Below are 22,491 nucleotides of genomic sequence, written 5' to 3' on the forward strand. Positions count from 1 at the left end.
GTAGCATTTCAGTTATTTAATAAGATCTAATCTTTTTGCCGATAAATGTTTTGGAAACATATTGAAGCCCGGGCCGCCCCACACCTGTAAGAAAATGCTGATAGCCATTATCCTCGTATCGGTACTCAATGGTCAAAATCCCGTCGTGCAAAGCTCCGGTACCATACATACCAAAGTAGTTGCGGGTTACAGCCGTATCGATATCGTTGAAATGGCCGATAAAAAAATGCTTCCCGCCCCAGGCTATACCATTATATTTGTTCCAGTCTTCGTCCGTGTTACCCCGGGGAAACTCCTGGATACAACCTGTACGGCCATAGCGGTCCAGTATAGCGCCCCGGTAATTGGCCGAGGTATCGTTTACCTGTATCGTAAACAGCTGGTCCGGTTTGTCGGTATTGTATCCCTCATATACGCCGCTTACCGGAATATCCTCCAGCGTCCCTACGGTATAAAAAGACTTTTCGACCGTATCCGTCCAGCGGTGCCCCGGCATACAGGCGGCATAAGACTTATAATACACAACCAGCCTGATGGTAGTATATTGGTTTTCCGGGAAACTTCTTCTGCGTACTTTTCTATCCGGCAGTACTTCCGCCCCTATATACCATTTAAGACTGTCGCAGTAAGGCGTCAGGGCACTGAACACTACCGTATTAGCGGCATAGACCGTATCTGTTTCGGCGTATTCGTATTGGTGTATATAATTTCCGGCAGCATCTGTCTCGGTATACACCAGCTCTTCTGTGATGCTGAAACCTGCATTGATATTCATTTGTCCGGTACAGGGATCAGGGTCTGAAATATCGGTACCAGCTTTCCTGCAGCCGCCGGCTACAAGCATCGTTAAAAGCAGGCCCAGGTGTAGTTTTTTTCGCATAACATTTACTTATCCGGCTGTTTTCTTATTGGACAATCGTCCTTTAATGCTTTCCTGTATTTACTTTCAGGGCGTCGATCTCCTTCTGTTGTTTGATTACATACAGCGTAAGTTCCTCGACCTTCTGCATCAGGATCCGGTTCATTTCTACCACTTCAAGTCCTTTTTCTTTCAATTCGGCTTCGCTGGGTACACCGGGTAAATGTTTATGTTCGTTGACAAATTGTGCTACGTCTTCGAGTTCCGGTAAAGCATAAGCATCGTGAAAAACAAAATCTGCCCAGTTGTCTACCTGCACGACACAGCGTTTGGCTACCAGTGTACCATCTACACTCAACCGGTAGTCGGCAAATGCACCGGTGGCCTGCGTTGGCCCGATCCGGAGTTTTGTGTTGATCAAAATCCCGCCGTTATTCTCCGCGGCAAATGTCAGTTCATTGATCATCGTTCCGGGAAAACCCAGTCCTTTGTAAGCCCGGTATATTTCAAAAATATTGCCGGGGGCAGCCAGTTGACTCGAGGTGCTGCTCTGTATTTTCAAAGCGGGCTGCGGCGTTACCGGTTCGAAAGGGGTGAACGAATAAGGGCGCAGAATAGAAAGGCTCGCATCAGGAGCCGTAGTGCCCAGGCCAATGCCTACCTTTCCGTTCGTTGTTGTGGGGATGGAGCTTCCGGTCCATAAATTCTGTGCAAAAGCGCCGTTGGCTGCCAACAGGAGCACGGCGATCAATGTCTTTTTCATAAAGTCTGAGCTTTGGTAAGGGATAAAAGATGGTTTTATGTTTATCCTTAATTATTAGACAGATAAACAATACAGGTGCAATAATACCCCTTCTTACACAGGCCTGAAATCAATGTTCACCGACGTGCAACCCTGGCTACAGGTGAGCTGCTCGTGTTCATAACTGCGCGTGTCCGGTGTTGTTTTATGACCCGGCGTAAAGTAACGGTACCTCTTATTTACAAAAGCAAAAGCAGGATAGCGGGCTTCGACCCGGACAGCAGTAGTGTTCCCTATTTATGTGGTATGTATACCTGATAAAACCGGCAAGGGCGAATAATACCCCCTCAAAATACTTTCCCTCCCAAAAACACGTTTACAACTAAAATACATACCACTTATCATCATATCATAGACCATGAAAAGACTTTCGTTATACCTGTGTATGACCTTTTGCTCTTGTTTGATTGCTGTTGCACAACAGGAGCCCCATACCAGGATATCCGTTAAGCATATTACCGTAGCCTCCTCCGGCATCAGCAAGGAAGGTATGCTCACCCATAAGCTCTACCTGCAAAGCGAAAGCGCGCCGATGGTCCGGATGAGCAATATAAAGACCGCGGACCTGTCGGAAATGCCACCAACGGTTATCGCCGGCAATTCGTTCGAACCGGATGTGCTGCTTGCCCGGGAGCGGAAAAAACCGATCGCCTATATCACCCTGCCCACCTATCGCATCAGTAACGGCCGTAAAGAAAAGCTGGAATCCTTTGACCTGGAAGTGACCGAATTTATAGCGGAAGACAACCACAACAATACCGTAGCAAAAGGAACCCTGGTCAATACCTCCATACTCAATACCGGCACCTGGTATAAGATCAAAATTCCCAAACGGGGCATCTATAAGATCGACTATGCCTTCCTGCAAAGCCTGGGTATCGATCCCGCAGGAGTAGACCCGCGGCATATCCGGCTTTTCGGCAATGGCGGCACGGTACTGCCGGAACGGGCAGACAGCACACAGCCCGACGACCTTATTGAAAATGCGATCGCGATGCATGCCAGTGGCAATACTTTTAATCCCGGCGATTATTTCCTGTTTTATGCAAACGGCCCGCAGTCCTGGGCCAAAGATTCGCTGCGTCAACGCTTCATCCACAGCAATAACTATTACGAGGACTACAGCTATTATTTCCTGGTCTGCGACCTGGGCCCGGGCAAACGGATACCCCAAACCGCGGCCAACGGCACGGCTACCCTTACCACGAATACCTTTAACGACTATTATGCCGATGATATCGACAGCTTCAATGTGGGCGGCATGGGCAAAGTATGGTGGGGGCACCGGATGAACTCCATGAACGGCGCCTCGCTGAATCAATCATTCAACATAGCTCTGGGCGCGGTTTCCGGCCCGGTAACCCTGGAAACCTATGTCGGTAATACCAGTGATGCCGGCAACAACAACCTCCGTATCCATATCAATGGTGTGCAGGCCGCCGACTTTAACCTGGGCCGCCAGGGAGACGGCTCCTTTATGGCCGTCAGGTCGGCTACCGGCGACAGCGCCCTTACGATCAACCCGGGTACAGGTAACCTGAACGTACAATTGGCTTATGCCCCGGGCGGAAACGCCATGGGTTATATCGATTTCCTCCGGTTCAATTACCGGCGGCAATTGTCCATGTCCGGCCTGTCACAGCTCTCCTTCCGGGATTGGAAGACCGCAGTGCTTGGTTCCGGGCAGTCGGCGGCTTTTAAAATCAGCGATGCCGGCAGCAGGGTCAAGGTATGGGAAGTAACCAACCCGCTGTCGCCCGAAGCCTTAACAGGCGCCTGGTCCGGCAACGATTATACCATAGTGCGGGAAGGCAACAGGCTGCGCGAGTTTATCGCATTCGACAGTACCCAGTGTTATACCCCGGTAGTAGCATCGCCGGCACGGGTACCCAACCAGAACCTGCACGGGTTGCCACCTACCGACCTGCTGATCATTACCACAAGCGACCTGGTACCTGCGGCAAATGCGCTGGCCGATTTCCACAGGCAGCAGGATCATATCGTTGTAACGGTGGCTACGGTAGATAAAATTTACAATGAATTTTCTTCGGGAAGCCAGGATATCGGCGGCATCCGCAATTTCATTAAAATGTTTTACGATCGCGCGACCAGCGAACAGGACCTGATTAAAAATGTACTATTGCTCGGCGCTGCCTCTTACGATTATAAAAACCGCTTACCCTTCAATACCAATATCGTTCCCGTATTCCAGACCTACGAAAGCATCATGAACTATACGCCCAGCGGTGGTGCCTACAGTTCCGACGACTTTTATGCGTTGCTGGATGAGGGTGAAAGTATTTACGATGTGGGCGCGCTGGACATCGGCACCGGCCGTATACCAGCATACAGCCTCGAAGAGGCCATGAAGGTAGTAGATAAGATCAAACACTATGTAAGCCCGGCTTCATTCGGTCCCTGGAAAAATGTAGTGTCCTATGTAGCCGACGATAAAGACCCGGGTGGTCCGCTCAGCATGGATCACCTTAAAGATTGCGAACGTGTAAACCGATATTTCCAGCAGGACAACAAACAATACAACCTGTATAAAATTTACTCGGATGCTTTCCAGGTGGTCAATACACCGAGCGGTGCGCGGTACCCGGCCGTAAACAAGGCAGTCAACGACCAGGTGTACAACGGCACATTCCTGATGAGTTACAGCGGGCATGGCAACCCCGACCGCTGGGCAGAGGAAGCGATCCTGACGGCGGATGATTACGGCTCCTGGAACAATAAAAACAAACTGCCGGTAATCGTTACCGCTACCTGCGACTTTGGCCGGTTCGACGATCCCGGGCACCGCTCAGCCGGCGCAAGGCTCATACTCAACCCCGACGGCGGTTCCATTGCGATGATCACGACTACACAGATTGTGTACCAGGCCGAAAATACCGTCATAAACGAGGAATATACGAAACAGCAGTTCACACCGGGGGCCGGGGGCAGGTATCCCACGCTCGGCGAAGCGCTCATGTCGGCCAAAAATGCAACCCCGTCCAGCGCCCGCACCAATAACCACAAATACGTTGTACTGGGCGATCCCGCACTCCGGTTACAGGTACCCGAACACAAAGTACATACAGAAAAACTATACCTGGTGCAAAACGGCAACGCAACAGCAACCAATACTATAGCCGCTTTGGGCCGTTACAAACTTACAGGAACGATTACCGACCGGGATGGCAATATACTGACGGATTTTAACGGCACCGTACATATATCCATATTCGACAAGACCCGTTCGGTACAAACCAATAACAAACGCCCGGGCGTCAGCGCCGTAACCGCTTCCTTTAAACTACAAACCAATACGATAGCCAAAACCCGGGCAACTGTAACCAACGGGCGTTTCGAGGTCAGCTTTATCGTACCTAAAGACATCAGTTACGAATATGGCCTGAGCAAAATAAGCTATTACGCCAGCAATGACCAGACGGACGCCGCAGGTGTCGACACCAGTTATACCATAGGCGGCAGCGCCAATGCCGGCGACGACAACGAAGATCCGCTGGTACAGCCGTATATCGACAACGATAAATTCCGCGATGGCGGCGTAACCGGGCCTAACCCGCTGTTGTACGTCAAACTATCCGACGACAACGGCATTAACTACTCCGGTAGCGCAATCGGGCACGATATAGTTGCTATACTCGACGACAATGTGCAACAGCCCCTGGGTATGAACGACTACTATACCCCGGAGCAGGATGATTACCGGCGCGGTTATATTCATTTCCCCTTATCGAACCTGCCGGAGGGCAAACATACGATCCGCGTAAAAGCATGGGACGTGTATAACAATTCGGGAGAAGGCGTGGTGCACTTCGAAGTAAAAAATAAGGCATCGGGTTTTATCAGCGCGCTGTACAACTATCCTAACCCGGTTGAAGACCTTACCCACATTGTATTCCAGCACAACCAAAACGGGGAGCAAATGGAGGTAACACTGCAGATCTTCAATACGGCCGGCAGCCTGGTACGTACGATCGCGCAACACTTTAAGGCGGAGGGAAACCGCACGGAGCTGGACTGGGACGGATGTGGACCCGGCGGTCTGCGCCTGGCCAAAGGGGTATACTTCTACCGGCTTACTGCTAAAACAGACAAAGGCATTTCAGCGACCGCACATCAGAAACTGGTATTGCTGCGCTAGATACACGGGGTGCTTACCACCATATCCTGCAAGTAATCGCAAGCGCGGTACAGCACACTTATCTTTTCAAAATCGATTTGCGATAGGCAACGCCGGCCGCATGACTTTTGCCGTACTTTTCGGGGCTCATGCCGGTATGCGCGTCAAACCATCTCTAAAAATGGCTGAGGTTATAAAACCCTGTGGTAAGGATACCTGTTAAGCAGGAAGCTTTAAACAGCCGTTTTAATTAAGAAGCGCTCATGCCGCCCTACCATAAAAAGAAGCCGTATCCCTAACCGGGAGCGGCTTCTGATGCAGGTATACAAAACGTATCCTGTTATTTAAAATCGCTGAGGAAGGAAGGCGTCCCCCCGGTAAGATCCTCCGAACGCACGAGTTCAGCAAATGTTTGGGCAACCACGTATAACTTTATATCCGACTCTTCCACCAGGGACAGGTAATGATTAAATACGTTCAGGGTCACATCGTCGGGCACTGCTCCTTCGTATTTATCGGAGTCGATAAAGACGTTGTTGTCTGTTTGTTGATCATAAAGCTCATCGGGTGTTTGTATTACCAGTTCGATTACCCGGTCCTTCTCTATCCACCGCAGACCAAAGCTGGTGCCGATACCAAACAGGCTTGCTTTATCAGCGGTAAACTGTTTCGGCAGGCCATGTCCTTCGATCTTTACTTTTTTTAACCTGGCCTGGATAAAGCGGTACAGCTCCTGTATGTTTTGCTTCCCGGCTTTCTTTTGTTCGACCATCACCGCTTCCAGCTTCGTATAATCCTGGCTGGTCACGATCGACAGGTTGTCGTAGGTTGTTTTCCCGATCGTAGCCGCGACGCGGTTTATAAGCCGCGTATTGCGCAGCAGGAAATGGTTGTAGGCATATTTACCCTTGCCCTTCACCATAAAGTCAAACTGCTCGGAACCGGTCTGTAATTGTTCGATATCGCAAAGATCCTCCGCGAGTTGGATAGGGTTAAGCATATCCAGGTCCATTTTGGGTTTGCAATAGGCCGGTAGCGGTTGCGACAGGTCCAACCCGGATAAATCCATAGGTTTTACCAGTTGCAGCACCTGCTCCCGTTCCTTGCGCAACTTATCGAGCTCCCTGAGATAAGCCGGTCGCTCCAGCGGCGACAGATGGAGTACAAAACGGTTTTCGCCGTCCCTGCCCGCATAACAAAACAGGATATCCAGCTTACCGGGTTCGCGCCTGATGCTGTAGATACTATCGAGTAAGGCGCCGTTTGCAGGTAGCCGGCAATAGGTGAAGGATTTAAAATCCGATTGCTTCATTGCTTTTTCAAAAGGGAAAGTTATGCTGAAGGAATCGCCATGTTGCACCAGGTGGATTCTCATGCCCGCCAACATATCCATATAAGCCAGGGTAATACCCCAGATCGGCTTATTATCGATCCTGGTAACATTTTCTGTTTTCCAATAACGCGGCGCTTCCTGTGCATTGGAAAAAGTATAACCTGCTACACTAAGCAGTAATAAAAGTATTCGTTTCATGATCCTGGTATTTTGCCCCGCGGGCAGGGCAAAAATAGGCCTTATTTCCCCGGTTATACAGCGGGTTAAACAATGCCCGGGACTACCGGGGGCAGGTTGGCCCTGAGCGCATTGATATAATCTTCGTTGCTGACCTCCAGGGCTTGCTTTCCCGTTATTTGTACCCTGTGCGTAAGCCCCCAGTCCATCAGAGAAAAAAGGAGGCGCTCCAGCGTCCTCCCATAGGCAGTCAGGCTATATTTGACGGTCAGCGTAGTCGTTTTTTTCACCTCCCGGGATACCAGGTTATTTTCTTCCATAAACCGGAGTTCAGCCGAAAGTACTTTAGCGGATATATACACCAGCTCCTCTTTCAGCTCGGTAAAGGAAAGCTCCGGCCGCATGGTCAGGCATACGATTATGGGAATTCTCCATTTACCCGAAATAACATCGAGCGTATCCTGGATCGCAATCATGTTTTGTCTGCATGCTATAACTACCGGCATAATACTTCTTTTTACTGCTACAAATTTATTAAAAAACCGGCCCCTTACCTGCGGGTAACCGGTAACCCACAGGTAACCTCCTTGTCGCCCGATTGCCCCGGGGCTACTTTTGATCCACTAAATAAATAACATGAAAGCGATACAAGCAACATCGTTCGGAGGACCCGATGTTTTATCCTTAGTCCTTCCGGACACGCCCCTGCCCGGCCCCGGAACAGTTTTAATCCAGGTAGCCGCAGCGGGTGCAGGCACCGTGGACGTCTTAATCCGGAAGGGGCTTTACCCGGGCGGCATTAACCCTGGATTTATTCCTGGTATGGAAGTGGCGGGCACCGTAATAGCCACCGGCGACCAGGTGGCGGAAGACTGGATCGGGAAACGCGTGTACGCCATGACGATGTTAGGTGGTTATGCAACGCATATAGTGGTACCGCAAGAGGCGCTGGTGCCGCTTCCCGGCAACTTAAGCTTCGAAGTCGCGGTGGGCCTGGGTATAAATGCCCTGGTAGCGCAGTACTCGTTGCAACGGGCCGCATTGGCGCCCGGAGATGCCCTGCTGGTAAGAGGTGCAGGCGGCGGTATCGGGTCCATGCTGGTGCAGCTCGCGCTTGCCGGCGGCTACCGGGTTACCGCTACCGGTACGACGCCGGCGAAACGCGCAGCATTGGAACGCATCGGTGTTGGTAGTTTCTTTTCCGTAACAACACCCGAAGCGGCGGGACAAGCCTTTAAGGCAATTATCGATCCGGTTGCAGGCCCCGACCTGGACCGGTATGTAGCGCAGCTGGCCGACAACGGTACTTATGTGCTGAATGGCGCTGCAGCCGGTTTCCCACCCGACAACTTCGGGCTAAGCTGGCTTAGCCGATTCCAGCGATCCCTTACCCTGGCCTGTTTCAGCCTGGATGCCATACCACCGCAGGAAGCCCGGGCCAGCCTCCAGCAACTGTTCCGGCAGGCGGAGCAGGGACAGCTCCAGGCATTTATAGGCGCCACTTTTGCACTTGAAGATGCTGCGGAAGCGCACAGGGTACTCGAATCGGGATCGGTATTCGGCAAAATAGTTTTGCAGGTATAAGGCTACCGGTCTATATGCTCCCGTAAACAGGCCGCCGTCGCCGAAGCGCTGTCCTGCAGCAAGCCGGCGACGGTTCCTGTAAACAGGATATTTCCGCCATATTTACCGGCGCCGGGTCCCATATCGACAATCCAGTCGGCATGCGCAATAACATCCAGGTTATGTTCAATCACGATCAGCGTATTGCCCTTATCGACCAGGGTATCCAAAAAATCCAGGAGCTTTTCGGTATCGCTGGGATGCAGGCCGGTGCTCGGTTCGTCGAGCACGATTAGTTTGTTGTCCTGTTTGAGTTCCCGGCTCAGTTTTAACCGCTGCCTTTCGCCACCGGAAAAACTATCGAGCCTTTGCCCCAGGGTCAGGTACCCCAGGCCCAGCTTGGATAACAGGTCGAAGGCAGCCCTGTACAAATCGTCCGGGAAGAAAGCGATCGCTTCCCCAACCGTCATGTCCATTACCGCTACTATATTTTTGCCCCGGTAAAGATAGGGAAGCACTTCGGGCCGGAAACCCGAGCCTCCGCAAACTTCACAGGGCTGCTCTATATCATCCATAAACGCGAGGTCGATTTTTTCGACACCGGTACCCTTGCAGTTGACGCAGGCGCCTTCGCTGTTCCTGCTAAAAAGTTTCGGCGATACACCATTCGCTTTAGCAAACCGCATCCTTAAATCGTTGGAAAGGTTAAGATAGGTCAGCAGGTTGGACCGGACACTTGCAGCAAATAACGACTGATCGATAATCGTAACCTCCGGGTAAAACCGGGGCAGTACTTTATTGATCAGGGTACTCTTGCCCGAACCGGCAACACCCGTAACTACGGTCATTACCCCTTGTGGTATGTGTACCGTTACATCTTTAAGGTTATGCAGGTTGCCGTGTTTAAGCTCCAGGTAACCTTTTGCCTTCCTGGGCTGGTGACGGATACGGGGTTGTTTCGAAAAATAAAGACCTGTTTTACCCTTTGACCGTTGCAGTCCTTCAAAGCAGCCTTCGTAAACAATCTCGCCACCATCCTTGCCGGACTGCGGGCCCATATCGATCACCCAGTCGGCTATTTTAACCAGGTCGGGATCATGCTCTACGACCAGCACCGTATTGCCTTTATCCCTGATCTGGCGGATAATAGCAGCAATGTTCTGCAGGTCTCGTGGATGCAGGCCAATACTGGGTTCATCAAAAATATAGAGCAGGTCGGTAAGATTATTACCCAGGTTCTTTACCATTTTTATACGCTGGCTTTCGCCGCCCGAAAGTGTATCCGTCCTCCTGTCGAGGGTCAGGTATTGCAAGCCTATGCCGACGATGTTTTTAAGTTTCTTTTCCAGTTCTGCCAACAGGCTTTCATAAGCGCCCGGTTGCAGTAATGCTACGAATGCCAGCAGCTCGTCTATCGAAAGCGCCGTACAGTCGGCGATATCTTTACCCTTAATCCTGCAGGACAGGATCTTATCGTTTAACCGCTTGCCCCCGCAAGCCGGGCAGGGTTTCGTAATGATGACATTTTTCAGGGCCTCCTTCCGGGTCACATTTTCCCTGGACTCTTTTTTCAGAAAAGCCTTTTCGATCCGGGGCACTATGCCTTCGTATTTTACGGTCTTTCCCCACTCCCGGTGCGGCTTTCGGGGTTTATGTTCCGGGGCGTATAACAACAGTTCCAATTCCTCCGGCCCGTACTCTGCCAATTGCTTATCGTTATCGAAATAGCCCGACAAGGTATACCGTGTCAGGCGCCAGCCACCCGGCTGGAAAGTGGGAAACAGGATGGCGCCTTCGTTGAGCGACTTCTGCTTATCGATCAGGGCATCCATATCGACGGTTTGTACAAAACCGAGGCCTTCACATTCCGGGCACATGCCCAAAGGATTATTGAACGAGAAGGCATTGGAATACCCGACAAAAGGCTTTCCCATCCTGGAAAAAAGCAGCCGCAGCGACGCATACACATCGGTGGCCGTGCCTACGGTCGATCTTGCGCTTCCGCCCAGCCGCTTCTGGTTGATGATAATGGGCACGTTCAGGTTTTCGATCGCCTCTACGTCCGGCACACCGATATGCTGAAGCCGGTTGCGGATAAAGCTGCCCTGGGTTTCGTTAAACTGGCGCTGCGCCTCGGCCCCGATCGTTTCAAATACCAGCGAGGATTTGCCCGAACCGGACACACCGGTAAAAACGACGATCTTATGCTTCGGTATCGTTACCGAAATATTCTTCAGATTATTTTGACACGCATGGGTTATGATAATCTTCTTCATTTTCGTTAACTTTGCTAATAGTTAACAAAGTTAACTATTAAGATGACATGAACAAAGACAAGCAAGCATTTTATGAAGTATTTACAGCATTGCAATGCTTCATCCTCGCGCATATGCATAAAGGCGAAGTAAATGGGGTGACGGCAACACACTACAACCTGATCGAATACATCTACCGGCATGACCAATGCACCGGCAAACAGGTGGCGAAAGCCTTCAATATCAGTCCACCCGCGGTCTCCAGGCAATTTAAATTCCTTATCGCGCAGGGGCTTATCGAACAGGAACAATCGCCGGAAGACCGCAGGATATTCCATTTGCGCGTAACCGGCAAAGGCCGGTTTATCGTCGACAATTCCGAAAACTTCCGGGAAACTGTTGCTCAGAAGGCATCCCAGAACCTGAGCAAAACCGAGTTAAAAAGCCTGACTGCCCTGCTATCGAAAGTGATGGATAAGATCGGCACGAAGGGTGCCTGATCAACCGTTGCTTATGCCCATGCCCCTGTTATAAGCAATACACCAGGAGATAGCCGTTACGTAAATGGATTAAACAATCTTTTATGCCTACAGGAAAAAATACAATCCCGGTAAATACAATGGCCGACGATATCGCGATAGCAAAGGCTTCGCTCGACGATTTTCGCCATGCCAAAGAAGCCTTCCGTCTTCATCGCGATGATTACTACCTCTTCCTGCTCTTGGAAAAAGGGGCGCTTACACTGGAGATTGATTTCCGGAAGCACCACCTGGCGCCTCGTTCCGTAACCTGGATCCACCCGGGACAGGTGCATGGCATCGGCAAAGGTAAGGCCACTGTATTAAGTGCTTTGATCATCAAAAAGGAAATACTGCAGCCGGAATACCGTAACCTGCTGGCAGACCACAGTCCTGCGACACCGCAGCCCTTAAGCCCGGTCGCCTTCGCAGTTATAGACGATGCTGTATCCCTGGCGTTGCGCATCTACCGGGAAAAACAGGATAAGCTCTACCCTTCCCTTTTGAAAGACAGTTGCAATACCCTTGTTGGCTTAATACTATCGCGCTTCCTTGCACAGCGTAAATCGCCCGATCAGCTTTCGCGCTTCGAGCAGGTATACCGCAGGTTCCGCACATTGGTCGACAGCCACTATACATCTATTAAAAAACCGGCCGAATATGCGCGGCAACTGAACATCAGCGCGGCCTACCTGTATGAATGTGTCAAAAAAACTACAGGCCACTCCGCTTCTTACCATATCGGCCAACGCATCGTGCTCGAAGCGAAACGCCTGCTGTATTACTCCGACAAATCCGTAAAAGAAATTGCGTTTGAGCTGGGATACGAAGACTATCCCTATTTCACAAGGCTTTTTGCCAAAACAACTGGCATGACTGCCCTGGCATTCCGGCGTAAAAACCTGGAATAGTCCAATATATACTTTTTTTCTGCATTGTACCGTGTAGCGGTCCTTCGTTCTTTTGCAACATAAAGTATCGAAAGATAATTATAGATCAAAACGAACAAGGAATATGATTTCAAAAATGCCCAAATGGATCGGCGACTGGCTGGAAAGCGCCTCCGGTACCCGATACAAGGTTATCTCCACTACAGAGCTCTCTCCCAACATCAGGCTGATCCGCTTTAGCGGCGATATTGCCAAATTAAAACTGGTGATCGGTGGCGCCAGTGTGATCCGTGTCAGCGAAACGGAATACCGCAATTATACCATTGCAGCCCTAGACCGGGAAAAGGGACATATTGAAATGGTGATCCATTTGCATGGCCGGGGTCCAGGAAGCGATTATATAAAAAGCCTGCAAACCGGTGATGAGCTTTATATCAGCATGCCCCGTGGCCACAAGGTCTACTTCCCGGACATCCGGCAATACTTCTTCTTTGGCGACGAAACTTCGTTGGGCCTGGCCTGCTGTCTTCAACAGGTTTTAAAGGAAAAGCAACACCGTTTTCATTTCTGGTTCGAACTGGAAGCCGGCAATGAACAGGCGCCCGGTTTACTGGGATTGGAACAGGTAACCGTCTTCCCTAAAAAAGGACTATTCTCCGATGCAGACCAGGTAAGGGCTATACCGGCATATAACGACATAAATTGGGAGTATACCGGCTGTGTATTAACAGGCAATGTAAAGCCGGTCCAGGCTTTGCGGAAAGCGCTGAAGCAATCCGGCGCCGCCAGGATAAGCGCCCAGGGTTATTGGCTGGAAGGCAAGACAGGACTGTAACACGCCGGCAAGACCGGTTTGCCGGCTTTTAAGAAAGAGAAAAAGCATTGAAACACCGATATCCTTTAGGAAGCAGGCTTAATGCCGGATCACTATTCTTTGCGCGTAACTTGTACCCGCTCCGTCGACCAGGATGAAATATACGCCCGGCGCGCCCGACGACAAATCAAAGGCGACCACCGTTTGACCTTTGGACCAAACGGCAGTCGTGACCGGCCTGCCCAACAGGTCCAGGATACGGACCGTTAAAGACGAGGGCAAGGGCACTTCGCTTTCTATTTTAAAAACGCCCGGATTAGGGTTGGGATAAACCCTGAGTTGCGGCAGGGCAATTTTAAGATCGCCGGTGTGCAGCGGGGACCTGTAATCGCAGGCAAATCCGACCAGCTTTATGGAATGGGTCGCATCCGAATAACACCTGAGGTTAGCACCCGGTATCAACGCTTCTTCATTCGTAGCCAACTGTGATCCGGCATGGTGGCAGGTTGCAGGAAATAAGCTGCCAAATGCCGGCATGGGTTGTCCTAAAAATATCTGGTGTACCGGCCATAGTCCGCCCAGCCGTTCGGTATACCGTCCTTTGTTGAGCCAGCCGCCGTTACCACCAGGCTGCGCCCTGCCCCAATTGACCGAGTAATTGCGCCCGTCGATCAATGTATGGGTATATACGGAACGCAAATGAGTAGTATCGAATAATTCCATCCTGACCGAATCCACTACGTAACAGAATGTGGTATCTGAAAGGCCCGAAAGACATACCGTATCTCCTGCTGCAACATTAAATATATACAAAGGGATAAACTTATTTGCCGTATCGGAAAAGACAAATACGGTATCGGTATTATCATACACAAAAAAAGTTGCCGGCAAACGGGACGCAGTATCATTATTCCGTATTGTAGTGACGGTCAGCTTCCGGCAGGCGGTACCCGCTACAACGGTATCCTTTACCGATTGTACATGTTGTACAAATCCTACCGATACGCCAGGTGGCGGCAACAGGTAAGTATCCAGCCCGTACCACCACTCCGCCCCCACCGGTGCGAAGCTTTGCTGGCCATAACCGGTTAAAGCGGTGACCAAACAGGTAGTGATAAGTAATAAAAACGTTTTCATAGTCCGGGTATTTAGGGTAGTGTTTATAAAAACAATAAGTTCAGCATGATTATACGCTATAAAAATAGTATAATCATACTGAACCTGAGCGCTGGTTCACCCATGGGTAGCTGTAACGCATAACTGCGTTAGCACGGGCATAACTGCGCATGCCCGTTTATCATTGCTAACCTGCTCCCGGAAGCCAAACCCAAAGATGGTGAATAGCAAAATACATAATTTAATTATGCATAAATCCAGCCTATACATCCGGTTACTCGGTTTGATGCTCCCGGATCAGGCCGGCCATATGGGCGTTAAAGCCCGCCAGGCTTTTACCCAAGGGTGCAAAAAACTCGATATCGACATTTTCCACACTTACAATGGCCTTTTGCAATACCCGCTCTCCTACAGGAGTGAGCCTGATTATTTTGGCCCGCGTATCTGTAGGATGTTCATGACGGGTAAGGAATGCTTTCTCTTCCAGCGTCCTCAATACTTTCGAAACCATCATCCGGTCTGCATTCCCCTGGTTGGCGATATCGACCTGGGTTACCTGGTCGCTTTCCCTGGAAAGCCAGGCCAATGCACAAAGCAATACGAACTGCGTATGTGTAAGATCTAAAGGGTCCAGGACCCGCTTTTGCTGCCGCTGCCACAACATCGTCAGCTGTCCCAGCAGGTAACCCGGGCTGTCTTCCGGCTTTTTAAAATGAAATTCAATTTTCTTCGGCATATTCCTGTTGAAGCATTTTTGAGGAGATCAGGTTAAAATCCCGCTCCCCGATCTCAAAGAAACCAAAACGGAACGGATAACCCCAATATTTTTTGTCGGGAATAAAATCCAGTTCGGGGATGAGAGGTAAAATAGAAACAGTCCGGGCTGGCAGGAATCCGATATTCCGCCTTGAAGGGCAAAAGTCTGCAGATAGAGACACCTGGAAGGTATCCTCGTCCCTGACCCTGCCGATGGCCGTAAACTCCTGGCATAAAGCGGGTTTCCCCATGGTTTGTTTTCCGGAATAATAGATTATAAAATCGCCTTCCTGCATCCGCTTCAGCGGCGCTGCTTTACCATGGCAGGCCTGGGCAAAGCCTCCGCTTATGCCGGCTGCCACATGATCCTTCGATGCTACGATAATCCAGTATTTCGTGTCTCTTTTCATACAACAGGATTTAGCGGGCTTCCAGGAAGGTGATATTGTACCCATCGGGATCCCGGGCAACCAGGATCCTGCCGAAAGGCGTTTCCTGTACCGGCCCGGACAAGGTTACCTGCTTTTCTATTAGCCGGGTCTGCAAGGCTTCTATTGTTTCCTCCATTTCGAACCAAAGCGAAGCGCCAACGCCCAACTCCTTTCCATCCAGGTTAGCGAGCGGCGTCCTGATGGCAAAACTTGCTTCCCCTTTATTGTATTTAAATACACAAGCCTGCGGGTTCGGAATTCCGGCTTCTTCAAAGCCCAGCTTTTCCGTATAAAATGCTTTGGATGCCTCCAGGTCCCTCACCTGGAGCGAGGCAAATACCAATTTTCTCATGATTAAATTATTTTGTTGTCACAAATATAGTATATACGACAACAATAAAGAAATTTTATTTTTACCCAGGCTCCTCATCCCGGATCTACGCGGCTGGTCAATGAAGCTTATCGAACTTAATAGGGAATATTTTCCTTCCTTAATCGCAGTACCACGTTGCGGACCCGGGGCAACACTAACAGCAACAGGATAACCCCGGCAACACCCACCAGCATCCAATCATAATAATCGCGTGTAACCCTTGCCAGCATCTGCTGCCTTAAAAAAAAGTTGAAGTCTGCTGCCGAAACCGCATTTGCGGTATACAGATCACTGCCTGCATTACTGTATTTTTGCCGTATACCCGATAACGTAACCGGCAGCAGGGCGTTGGTTTCTGTCACCACTTCCCTGACCTTTTCGCTGATCCCGGATTTGATATACAGCTGCAATTCATTATTGAATGCCAGGCTGGCGGTAAAACCGGTGAACCTCGCCCATATACCCAGTAGCGAGGCATTGACTGCAATCTTCGGCGCCGCCGCCGATGTGGTGAAGGAAACGATGGGCACAAACAATACCCCCGTTGCAAGGCCGTAGATAAACATAGGCAGGATGAAGTCGGCCGTTTCGCCCCGGACGGAAACGAAAAACAACATATATACATAGAAGGACGCCATGATTAAGAAACCGGCTACGATAATGTTGACGAGGTTAAAACCCTGCAGGATAAACCGGGAGACGACAAACATACCCAGTATTGTTCCTGCGATTACGGATAGCCATACCGGGATCGTATTCACCGGCGTATTGCCTAAAATATTTTCCAGGTAGCCATAGGCCAGTCCTGTACTTCCCTTAAAAATATAAAAGGTAAAAAGCAGGAGCAGGCCGATCACAAAATTCTTGGTCCGTAGAATTTGCAGATTGATCAAGGGGCGCTTCAGCTTTCGCTGCCGGCTTACAAAAAGCAGCAGGAGCAACAGGTCCGCCAGGCACAACAGCACCACAGCCGGATTTTCCAACCAGCCCAGCTGTCTTCCATAAACCAGGATGTATCCCAAAGTGAGGATAAACGATACATAAAACAAATAACCCAGCCAGTCGACCTGGTAGAGCGGCATTCTTTTAAAAAACCTGGCCCTGCCATTCATCGTCAGCATTATGATAAGTGCCAGGATAAGCAACATAATAACCAGTCCGTAAAACAGCCAGTTATAGTCAAAAAAGTAAAGGACGGCACTGGCATAAATAGCATAAAGCGGAACAGATACCTGGATACCGCCATACAGGATGGTATACCCTATAACCCTTGCCCGGGTGGTATTTAACCTCGGGAAGGTGAGGTTCAATACGATACCGGACAACACGGCACAGGTAACACCCTGTATAAACTGGGAGACTATGAATACGGGCCAGCTTTTAAGATGAAAACAGAGTAAAGCGCAGCTTACATTAACTGCAAGCGCCATCAGGAGGTATTTACGCGGGGTAAAATATTTTACGATACGGAAATCCAAAGCCAGGAAGGCTACCGTTGAACCGTAAATGACAACCATACCATATTGCACATCGGCAGGCTGTACGCCATAAAAGCCCATTACCGCCGTGGGATTGCTATACAGGCCGAAACTAAAAAGACAGGTCATGAGGATGGAAAATATAACGGACCTTGCCAGCCATTCCGATACCCAGCTCTTAAAGACAGGAATTTTGTGTGTCTGCATCATTCATCTTTTAAAACGTAAACATTGGCATTCATCCCGGCAGCGAGCCTGGCGATTTTTTCCGGCGCGTCTGTAAGCCTTATCCTGACCGGTATACGCTGGATAACCTTAACAAAATTACCCGTAGCGTTATCCGGAGGAAGCAGCGAGTACCGGGAGCCGGTAGCCGGAGCAAGCGATTCGATAGCCCCGTTGAACTTTTCGTTGGGAAAGGCGTCGACTTCGATCGATACCTTTTGGCCTGTTTTAAAGGCGCCGATCTGGGTTTCTTTGAAATTGGCGATTACCCATTTTTCTTCCGACTGGTTGACCAGGAAAGCCAGCGTCTGCCCAGGCTGTATCAATTGACCCTCCTGGATCGTCTTTTTACCCACAAGCCCGTCGAAGGGTGCAGTGATCACCGTATACTTAACATCCAGTTCCTGTCTGCCAAGCAGGGCTTCTTTGATTTTAATATCCGCATCCACGGCAGCACGTTGCGCCTTCAGGTCATCCAGTTTGGATGCGGCTACCCCCAGGCCGGCATTCGCCTGTTCATAATCAGATTGCGTTATCGCGAGCGCGGTAGCCACGTTGTCAAACTTCTGCTGCGTGGTCGACTCATCGGCCAACAGGCTTTTATACCGCTCGTATTCTCTTTGCTGCTGGCTTACTTTTGCCTTTGCGCCCACCAGCTGTGCCCGGATCACTGCCATACTTTTGACCTGCGTTGCTTCAGTGGCCGCCAGGATGTGCAACCTGGCGCGTGCACTCATGAGCTCCGCCATTGCGACATCTTTTCTCAACGCATATTCATCCAGCTCTATAACGACCAGCGTATCCCCTTTTTTAACCCGTTGGTTATCCTTGTAGTAAATTTTACGGATATAACCGCCCACCTTCGCATTAACCGGCGAGAGGTAGGCATCGATCTGCGCATCGTTGGTCTGTTCGTAATGGTACCCTTTCCAGAAGAAGATACCCGCCCAGATGACCAGGCCCGCCAGTAAGGCCATCCCGGCCCATTGGCTGAGCCGTACAATCGTTTTGTCTGTTTTGTTTTTGTTCATCGTAATTTGTATTAAAGAATGCCTATGATTGCCAATAACCTGATATGGCTCAGTTTTAAATTTACGGCCGCAGTAGTCAGGTTAAACCTTGCTTCAAGCAAGCCGTTTTCTGCTTCCAGGAGATCCGTAAGCAGTGATTCCTGGTTCAGGTAGCTATTCCTGATCACCCGGTCCGACTCCACGCTTTTAATAATATTTTGCTCCGCTGTTTTTACACTTTCCAGGGCCTGCTGCTGTTGCAGGTAGGCTTCTTTAACCTGGATGATGATCTCGTCCTTTTGTATGCCGGCACGCACTGCTGCTTTATCGCTACCTACCCGGGCATGTGCGATGGCATGTTTGCTTTTATACAGGTTATCAACGGAGAACTGCGCCCTGATGCCCGTTTGACCAAAAGCCCATAAATCGTTGGAATAAGGATAAAACGAGATTTGCGGGTAGGTATAATTATAGTTGGCGTAGAACGAGACTTTAGGCAGCAGTGTCGCCTTTACCTGTTTCACCTGCTGTTCGCTTAACTTCATATCGCTGTTTACGATCCTGACGGCAGGCGACTGGCCTAATGCAATCGCTTCATAATCCGCATAAGCGGTTTCGCTGGTCTCTTCCGGTCCCCATCCGTTTTGATCCACGATATCAAGCGGCGCTTCCGCATCACGGCCCATAAGCGTATTGAGCCTGTATCTGGCGATCGTAATCTTCTTGTCGATTTCCGACAGGTTCAATTCCAATTGCGACACTTTAACCGAGGTCCTGAGTACATCACTTTTCAGTACAATACCCTGCCGGCTCAGGTTCCCGATGAGTACGAGCTGTTTCTTTTCCGCGGTTATTTCAGCAGTAAGCAGATCGTTAAATTGAAGCAACCGGTACAACTCGAAATAGGCCACAGCAGCATTATATTTTACGTTGTTCTGCTGCAGGGCGAGTTCGTACCCGCTGCGTATTTCCTTCTCCCGTTTGATGGCAACAGCTCTTCTTTCCTTTCCGCCGTTAAAGAGATTGAAATTAAGATTAGTGCCAAGGCCGTATCCATAACCCGAAACAGGCACATCCTGCGGTGCTGAAAACAGGCCACGATCGTAGATCAGGAACTTTGAGTTCAGTTTAAAATCGCCCACTACTGCAAGCTCGGGCAGCAGGCGGTCCTTTGCTTCTGCCACTTCGATCTTGCTTTGATCCAGGTTTAAACCGGAAAGCCTGAGTTGCCGGTTACCGGATGCTGCAGCTGTCCACACTTTTTCCAGGGAAAACAAGGCGGAAGAATCCATCTCCCGGGCCTGAAGTGCAGGAGCAGCAAGGAAAACGATAAGCCCCAGCATTTTCATACATGTATATCGGTTCATTTCAAGGTTTTTTGATATTGGTCTTCATTGTTTTTTTGCCCTCGGTTGCTTACCCGTTTTTTCACCAGGTCTGCTATACCGGATAAATCCACGTTAGGGATAAACGGAAGGGGATGAGCAAGCAGGTATAAACTTCGCGCAGGGTGCTGTGCACTGTGCGTTTGTTGTTGCGCTGCTGTATCATGTGCTTCGATGATGCATCTTGTGCACCGGTTATTTGATTGCATGTTTGATAACCTTCTTTTCATTGCAAAATTATCGCCGCCGGGCGCGGATGGTTTTATATAATCGGCCTAATATTTGTTATATTTGGCCATATGAAAGTGCTGAACCGTCTCATCAACCTCGTTGACCAAAATCCCGACTCCATACTCGTGCTCCGGCAGCAGACCGAGCAACGGTTGCCCTTGCACCAGCACGACAAAGCCCAGCTGCTCCTGGTTTTTGGCGGTATCGCATACCTGCAGACCGGGGAAAAAGATTACTATATTCCTTCCAACCATTATATCTGGATACCCAAAAACTATCCCCACAACCTGATGTTTAACACGCAGGATCTGCATATCATCAATATTTATTTCCCGGGAAAAAGTGCGGGTGGTTTTTATGATGAAATGGGTATTTACCCGGTGAGCAAACTCGTAGCAGAGATGTTAGCTTTCAGCGAAAAATGGCAGGGTGATTACTATAGAGGTTCCTGGGAATTTGAGTTTTTGAAAACGCTGAAGAACCTGCTGTCCAAAGAACATCTTAAAAAGTTCTCGATTCAACTGCCTACCACGGACGATCCTAAACTCAACGCGATAACCGATGCTATCCGTAATAAGATAGGTGAACCGGTAACATTAGCCGGCACCGCAAAAGAAGCCGGCGTGAGCGTAAGAAGCCTGACCAGGCTCTTCCAGGCAAAACTGCATATCACGTTTGTTTCCTACCTGAACATGCTGAGAATTATACGTGCCATGGAACTGATTAAGGATACCGGCCTGAATATGACGGAGATTGCCTACGAGGTGGGTTATTCCAATATAGCGGCCTTCAGCAATAACTTCCAGCAACTGACCAATATGAGGCCCACCGCGTTCAAGGCCATGTCCAGCCTGTAGCACAAACTCCCAATCAATATTGCTACAAATTTTTGCAGGTGCTGCATGGAATAACCTGTAACCCGGTCGGGCTCTAGCTAAAACTACACACCAGTGTAGCTGCTGAGGAAACAGGCTATACTACTTTTGCCCCGACAACATCAATATTAAAACATACCTGTAACATGAGAAATGTGATCTTTATCCTGGTCATTCTTATTTGTAGCAACGCATTTGGACAAAAAGTAAAAGTTTTAAATTTTGCTACTTTCCATATGACCTATACCCCCGATGCGCACAAGGTAAAATTTGATCAGCATGATGCTAAAAACAGATCCGAAATTTATGCTATTGCAAAGATGCTGGCGGAGTTTAAACCTACAATAATCTGTGTGGAAATTGTTCCGGCCCGGCAGGAGGAATTGGATAATGACTATGCCCATTTTATAAAAGACAAAGATTACAACAGCAAACTTGGGGGTGAAATTGCATTGGTCGCTTATGAAATCGGTAAGATGGCGGGTGTGCAAAAAATTTATGGTATAGACGAACAGGAAACCGCCCTGTACAATTATAATATCGGGCATGAATTAGAAAACCAGGTAGATAGCCTCACTGGCAGGGATTACTATAACAAGATTAGCAAAGAGTTTGCCGGGCTGGGAAAATTGTCCGTGTTAGATCAATTAAAAACATTTAACGATAAGGCGACTTTAGAAAAGTTCATCAATATCAACGCCGACATCTTAACCTATAGCAGTACTAAAGGCAACTTTGAAGGGGCGGATGAAGCGAGTAAATTTTACCGGAGAAACCTGAGGATATTTTCGAATTTAAACCAGGTACCCGTTACACCCGATGACCGCATCTTTATTATTATGGGCGCTACCCATACTGCTTTTCTCCAGGAGCTGATGCAAAGAAGCCCTAAGTACCAACTTGTACCTGTTGCCGATTACCTGCGGTAGCATGTAGCAGACCGCAGCACAAGCTGCTTTCTCCTTTTTTGCCTTCAGCAGGGACACTTCCGCAGGGACCCTTTGCAGGAGTCCCTGCGGGGACATCTAAGTTCACCCTGTTTTCTTTTCAAAGTTCCTACTTCTTTTATTTATCTCTTTTTATCTGAGGGCCGCGACATGGCGAAAAAAAGAATTTACTACCCTACCAGTTCTCGCTGGCGAATATGATCCTGTGATCTATTTTCCCGCTGCGTATTCTAAGATCAACACTTAAACAAAAAAAAATTAAGCAACGCTAATATAATTAGGAACAAAAGGTGATTGTCGCTTTATGACGGCAAACAT

The 22,491-nt window shown here is 49.4% G+C and carries 19 protein-coding genes; 7 read left to right on the plus strand and 12 right to left on the minus strand.

Annotation, left to right across the window (positions count from 1 at the left end; translation table 11 throughout):
* Nucleotides 1–16: 16 nt before the first annotated feature.
* The gene (locus tag B0I18_RS23690) at nucleotides 17–880 is read right to left on the minus strand and encodes a hypothetical protein (protein ID WP_146146861.1); all 864 of its coding nucleotides are present in this window, start codon (nucleotides 878–880) and stop codon (nucleotides 17–19) included.
* A 43-nt stretch (nucleotides 881–923) separates the two neighbouring features.
* Nucleotides 924–1,622 (minus strand): hypothetical protein, encoded by a 699-nt coding sequence (locus tag B0I18_RS23695; protein ID WP_106525254.1) that lies wholly within the window; start codon nucleotides 1,620–1,622, stop codon nucleotides 924–926.
* Nucleotides 1,623–2,019: 397 nt separating this feature from the next.
* On the opposite strand from B0I18_RS23695, the gene porU reads away from it, so the two are divergent.
* A complete protein-coding gene (gene porU / locus B0I18_RS23700) occupies nucleotides 2,020–5,817 on the plus strand; it encodes a type IX secretion system sortase PorU (RefSeq protein WP_106525255.1) in 3,798 nt (1,265 codons plus the stop codon).
* A 319-nt stretch (nucleotides 5,818–6,136) separates the two neighbouring features.
* Here the strand turns inward: porU and B0I18_RS23705 are convergent, their stop codons facing one another.
* A complete protein-coding gene (locus tag B0I18_RS23705; protein WP_106525256.1) occupies nucleotides 6,137–7,327 on the minus strand; it encodes a hypothetical protein in 1,191 nt (396 codons plus the stop codon).
* A gap of 65 nt (nucleotides 7,328–7,392) precedes the next feature.
* On the minus strand, nucleotides 7,393–7,782 hold the full coding sequence (locus B0I18_RS23710; protein ID WP_181358600.1) for a winged helix-turn-helix transcriptional regulator: 390 nt from the start codon (nucleotides 7,780–7,782) through the stop codon (nucleotides 7,393–7,395).
* A gap of 160 nt (nucleotides 7,783–7,942) precedes the next feature.
* On the opposite strand from B0I18_RS23710, the gene B0I18_RS23715 reads away from it, so the two are divergent.
* The gene (locus B0I18_RS23715) at nucleotides 7,943–8,890 is read left to right on the plus strand and encodes a quinone oxidoreductase family protein (RefSeq protein ID WP_106525258.1); all 948 of its coding nucleotides are present in this window, start codon (nucleotides 7,943–7,945) and stop codon (nucleotides 8,888–8,890) included.
* 2 nt (nucleotides 8,891–8,892) lie between these two features.
* Here the strand turns inward: B0I18_RS23715 and B0I18_RS23720 are convergent, their stop codons facing one another.
* Complete coding sequence (locus B0I18_RS23720; protein WP_106525259.1) at nucleotides 8,893–11,145, minus strand: ATP-binding cassette domain-containing protein; 2,253 nt, start codon at nucleotides 11,143–11,145, stop codon at nucleotides 8,893–8,895.
* A 47-nt stretch (nucleotides 11,146–11,192) separates the two neighbouring features.
* On the opposite strand from B0I18_RS23720, the gene B0I18_RS23725 reads away from it, so the two are divergent.
* The 3 genes from B0I18_RS23725 (at nucleotide 11,193) to B0I18_RS23735 (ending at nucleotide 13,367) form a co-directional block, all read left to right on the plus strand.
* Nucleotides 11,193–11,624, plus strand: a complete 432-nt coding sequence (locus B0I18_RS23725) for a MarR family winged helix-turn-helix transcriptional regulator (RefSeq protein ID WP_106525260.1) — start codon at nucleotides 11,193–11,195, stop codon at nucleotides 11,622–11,624.
* An 83-nt stretch (nucleotides 11,625–11,707) separates the two neighbouring features.
* On the plus strand, nucleotides 11,708–12,553 hold the full coding sequence (locus tag B0I18_RS23730) for a helix-turn-helix domain-containing protein (protein WP_106525261.1): 846 nt from the start codon (nucleotides 11,708–11,710) through the stop codon (nucleotides 12,551–12,553).
* Nucleotides 12,554–12,656: 103 nt separating this feature from the next.
* Nucleotides 12,657–13,367: a siderophore-interacting protein gene (locus B0I18_RS23735; RefSeq protein ID WP_106525262.1), complete on the plus strand. Its 711-nt coding sequence runs from the start codon at nucleotides 12,657–12,659 to the stop codon at nucleotides 13,365–13,367.
* A gap of 78 nt (nucleotides 13,368–13,445) precedes the next feature.
* On the opposite strand, the gene B0I18_RS23740 is transcribed toward B0I18_RS23735, so the two are convergent.
* From B0I18_RS23740 to B0I18_RS23770, 7 genes are all read right to left on the minus strand, one after another.
* Complete coding sequence (locus B0I18_RS23740) at nucleotides 13,446–14,483, minus strand: T9SS type A sorting domain-containing protein (RefSeq protein WP_106525263.1); 1,038 nt, start codon at nucleotides 14,481–14,483, stop codon at nucleotides 13,446–13,448.
* Nucleotides 14,484–14,736: 253 nt separating this feature from the next.
* Entirely contained in the window at nucleotides 14,737–15,198 is a 462-nt protein-coding gene (locus tag B0I18_RS23745; RefSeq protein WP_106525264.1) for a MarR family winged helix-turn-helix transcriptional regulator, read from the minus strand.
* A complete protein-coding gene (locus B0I18_RS23750) occupies nucleotides 15,182–15,628 on the minus strand; it encodes an EVE domain-containing protein (RefSeq protein ID WP_106525265.1) in 447 nt (148 codons plus the stop codon). Before B0I18_RS23750 ends, B0I18_RS23745 begins: the two co-directional genes overlap by 17 nt.
* Before the next feature lie 10 nt (nucleotides 15,629–15,638).
* Nucleotides 15,639–16,001, minus strand: a complete 363-nt coding sequence (locus tag B0I18_RS23755; RefSeq protein ID WP_106525266.1) for a VOC family protein — start codon at nucleotides 15,999–16,001, stop codon at nucleotides 15,639–15,641.
* A 116-nt stretch (nucleotides 16,002–16,117) separates the two neighbouring features.
* A complete protein-coding gene (locus tag B0I18_RS23760; RefSeq protein WP_106525267.1) occupies nucleotides 16,118–17,707 on the minus strand; it encodes an MFS transporter in 1,590 nt (529 codons plus the stop codon).
* Complete coding sequence (locus tag B0I18_RS23765) at nucleotides 17,707–18,756, minus strand: HlyD family secretion protein (RefSeq protein ID WP_106525268.1); 1,050 nt, start codon at nucleotides 18,754–18,756, stop codon at nucleotides 17,707–17,709. Before B0I18_RS23765 ends, B0I18_RS23760 begins: the two co-directional genes overlap by 1 nt.
* Before the next feature lie 11 nt (nucleotides 18,757–18,767).
* Nucleotides 18,768–20,102 (minus strand): TolC family protein, encoded by a 1,335-nt coding sequence (locus B0I18_RS23770; RefSeq protein WP_106525269.1) that lies wholly within the window; start codon nucleotides 20,100–20,102, stop codon nucleotides 18,768–18,770.
* A 317-nt stretch (nucleotides 20,103–20,419) separates the two neighbouring features.
* Here B0I18_RS23770 and B0I18_RS23780 point away from each other — a divergent pair, with 317 nt between their 5' ends.
* Nucleotides 20,420–21,208 (plus strand): AraC family transcriptional regulator, encoded by a 789-nt coding sequence (locus B0I18_RS23780; RefSeq protein ID WP_106525271.1) that lies wholly within the window; start codon nucleotides 20,420–20,422, stop codon nucleotides 21,206–21,208.
* Nucleotides 21,209–21,372: 164 nt separating this feature from the next.
* On the plus strand, nucleotides 21,373–22,155 hold the full coding sequence (locus tag B0I18_RS23785) for a DUF5694 domain-containing protein (protein ID WP_106525272.1): 783 nt from the start codon (nucleotides 21,373–21,375) through the stop codon (nucleotides 22,153–22,155).
* Nucleotides 22,156–22,491 lie beyond the last annotated feature (336 nt).

Source organism: Taibaiella chishuiensis, from assembly GCF_003014535.1.
In the GTDB taxonomy this organism is placed as follows: Bacteria; Bacteroidota; Bacteroidia; order Chitinophagales; family Chitinophagaceae; genus Taibaiella; species Taibaiella chishuiensis.

What these genes read in the sequence shown, in the direction of transcription:
- porU (WP_106525255.1), top strand. Translation starts at nt 2,020, where the DNA reads ATGAAAAGACTTTCGTTATACCTGTGTATGACCTTTTGCTCTTGTTTG.
- B0I18_RS23755 (WP_106525266.1), bottom strand. Translation starts at nt 16,001, where the DNA reads ATGAGAAAATTGGTATTTGCCTCGCTCCAGGTGAGGGACCTGGAGGCA.
- B0I18_RS23730 (WP_106525261.1), top strand. Translation starts at nt 11,708, where the DNA reads ATGCCTACAGGAAAAAATACAATCCCGGTAAATACAATGGCCGACGAT.
- B0I18_RS23780 (WP_106525271.1), top strand. Translation starts at nt 20,420, where the DNA reads ATGAAAGTGCTGAACCGTCTCATCAACCTCGTTGACCAAAATCCCGAC.
- B0I18_RS23720 (WP_106525259.1), bottom strand. Translation starts at nt 11,145, where the DNA reads ATGAAGAAGATTATCATAACCCATGCGTGTCAAAATAATCTGAAGAAT.
- B0I18_RS23710 (WP_181358600.1), bottom strand. Translation starts at nt 7,782, where the DNA reads ATGATTGCGATCCAGGATACGCTCGATGTTATTTCGGGTAAATGGAGA.
- B0I18_RS23765 (WP_106525268.1), bottom strand. Translation starts at nt 18,756, where the DNA reads ATGAACAAAAACAAAACAGACAAAACGATTGTACGGCTCAGCCAATGG.
- B0I18_RS23760 (WP_106525267.1), bottom strand. Translation starts at nt 17,707, where the DNA reads ATGCAGACACACAAAATTCCTGTCTTTAAGAGCTGGGTATCGGAATGG.
- B0I18_RS23750 (WP_106525265.1), bottom strand. Translation starts at nt 15,628, where the DNA reads ATGAAAAGAGACACGAAATACTGGATTATCGTAGCATCGAAGGATCAT.
- B0I18_RS23740 (WP_106525263.1), bottom strand. Translation starts at nt 14,483, where the DNA reads ATGAAAACGTTTTTATTACTTATCACTACCTGTTTGGTCACCGCTTTA.
- B0I18_RS23725 (WP_106525260.1), top strand. Translation starts at nt 11,193, where the DNA reads ATGAACAAAGACAAGCAAGCATTTTATGAAGTATTTACAGCATTGCAA.
- B0I18_RS23785 (WP_106525272.1), top strand. Translation starts at nt 21,373, where the DNA reads ATGAGAAATGTGATCTTTATCCTGGTCATTCTTATTTGTAGCAACGCA.
- B0I18_RS23770 (WP_106525269.1), bottom strand. Translation starts at nt 20,102, where the DNA reads ATGAACCGATATACATGTATGAAAATGCTGGGGCTTATCGTTTTCCTT.
- B0I18_RS23705 (WP_106525256.1), bottom strand. Translation starts at nt 7,327, where the DNA reads ATGAAACGAATACTTTTATTACTGCTTAGTGTAGCAGGTTATACTTTT.
- B0I18_RS23745 (WP_106525264.1), bottom strand. Translation starts at nt 15,198, where the DNA reads ATGCCGAAGAAAATTGAATTTCATTTTAAAAAGCCGGAAGACAGCCCG.
- B0I18_RS23690 (WP_146146861.1), bottom strand. Translation starts at nt 880, where the DNA reads ATGCGAAAAAAACTACACCTGGGCCTGCTTTTAACGATGCTTGTAGCC.
- B0I18_RS23695 (WP_106525254.1), bottom strand. Translation starts at nt 1,622, where the DNA reads ATGAAAAAGACATTGATCGCCGTGCTCCTGTTGGCAGCCAACGGCGCT.
- B0I18_RS23735 (WP_106525262.1), top strand. Translation starts at nt 12,657, where the DNA reads ATGATTTCAAAAATGCCCAAATGGATCGGCGACTGGCTGGAAAGCGCC.
- B0I18_RS23715 (WP_106525258.1), top strand. Translation starts at nt 7,943, where the DNA reads ATGAAAGCGATACAAGCAACATCGTTCGGAGGACCCGATGTTTTATCC.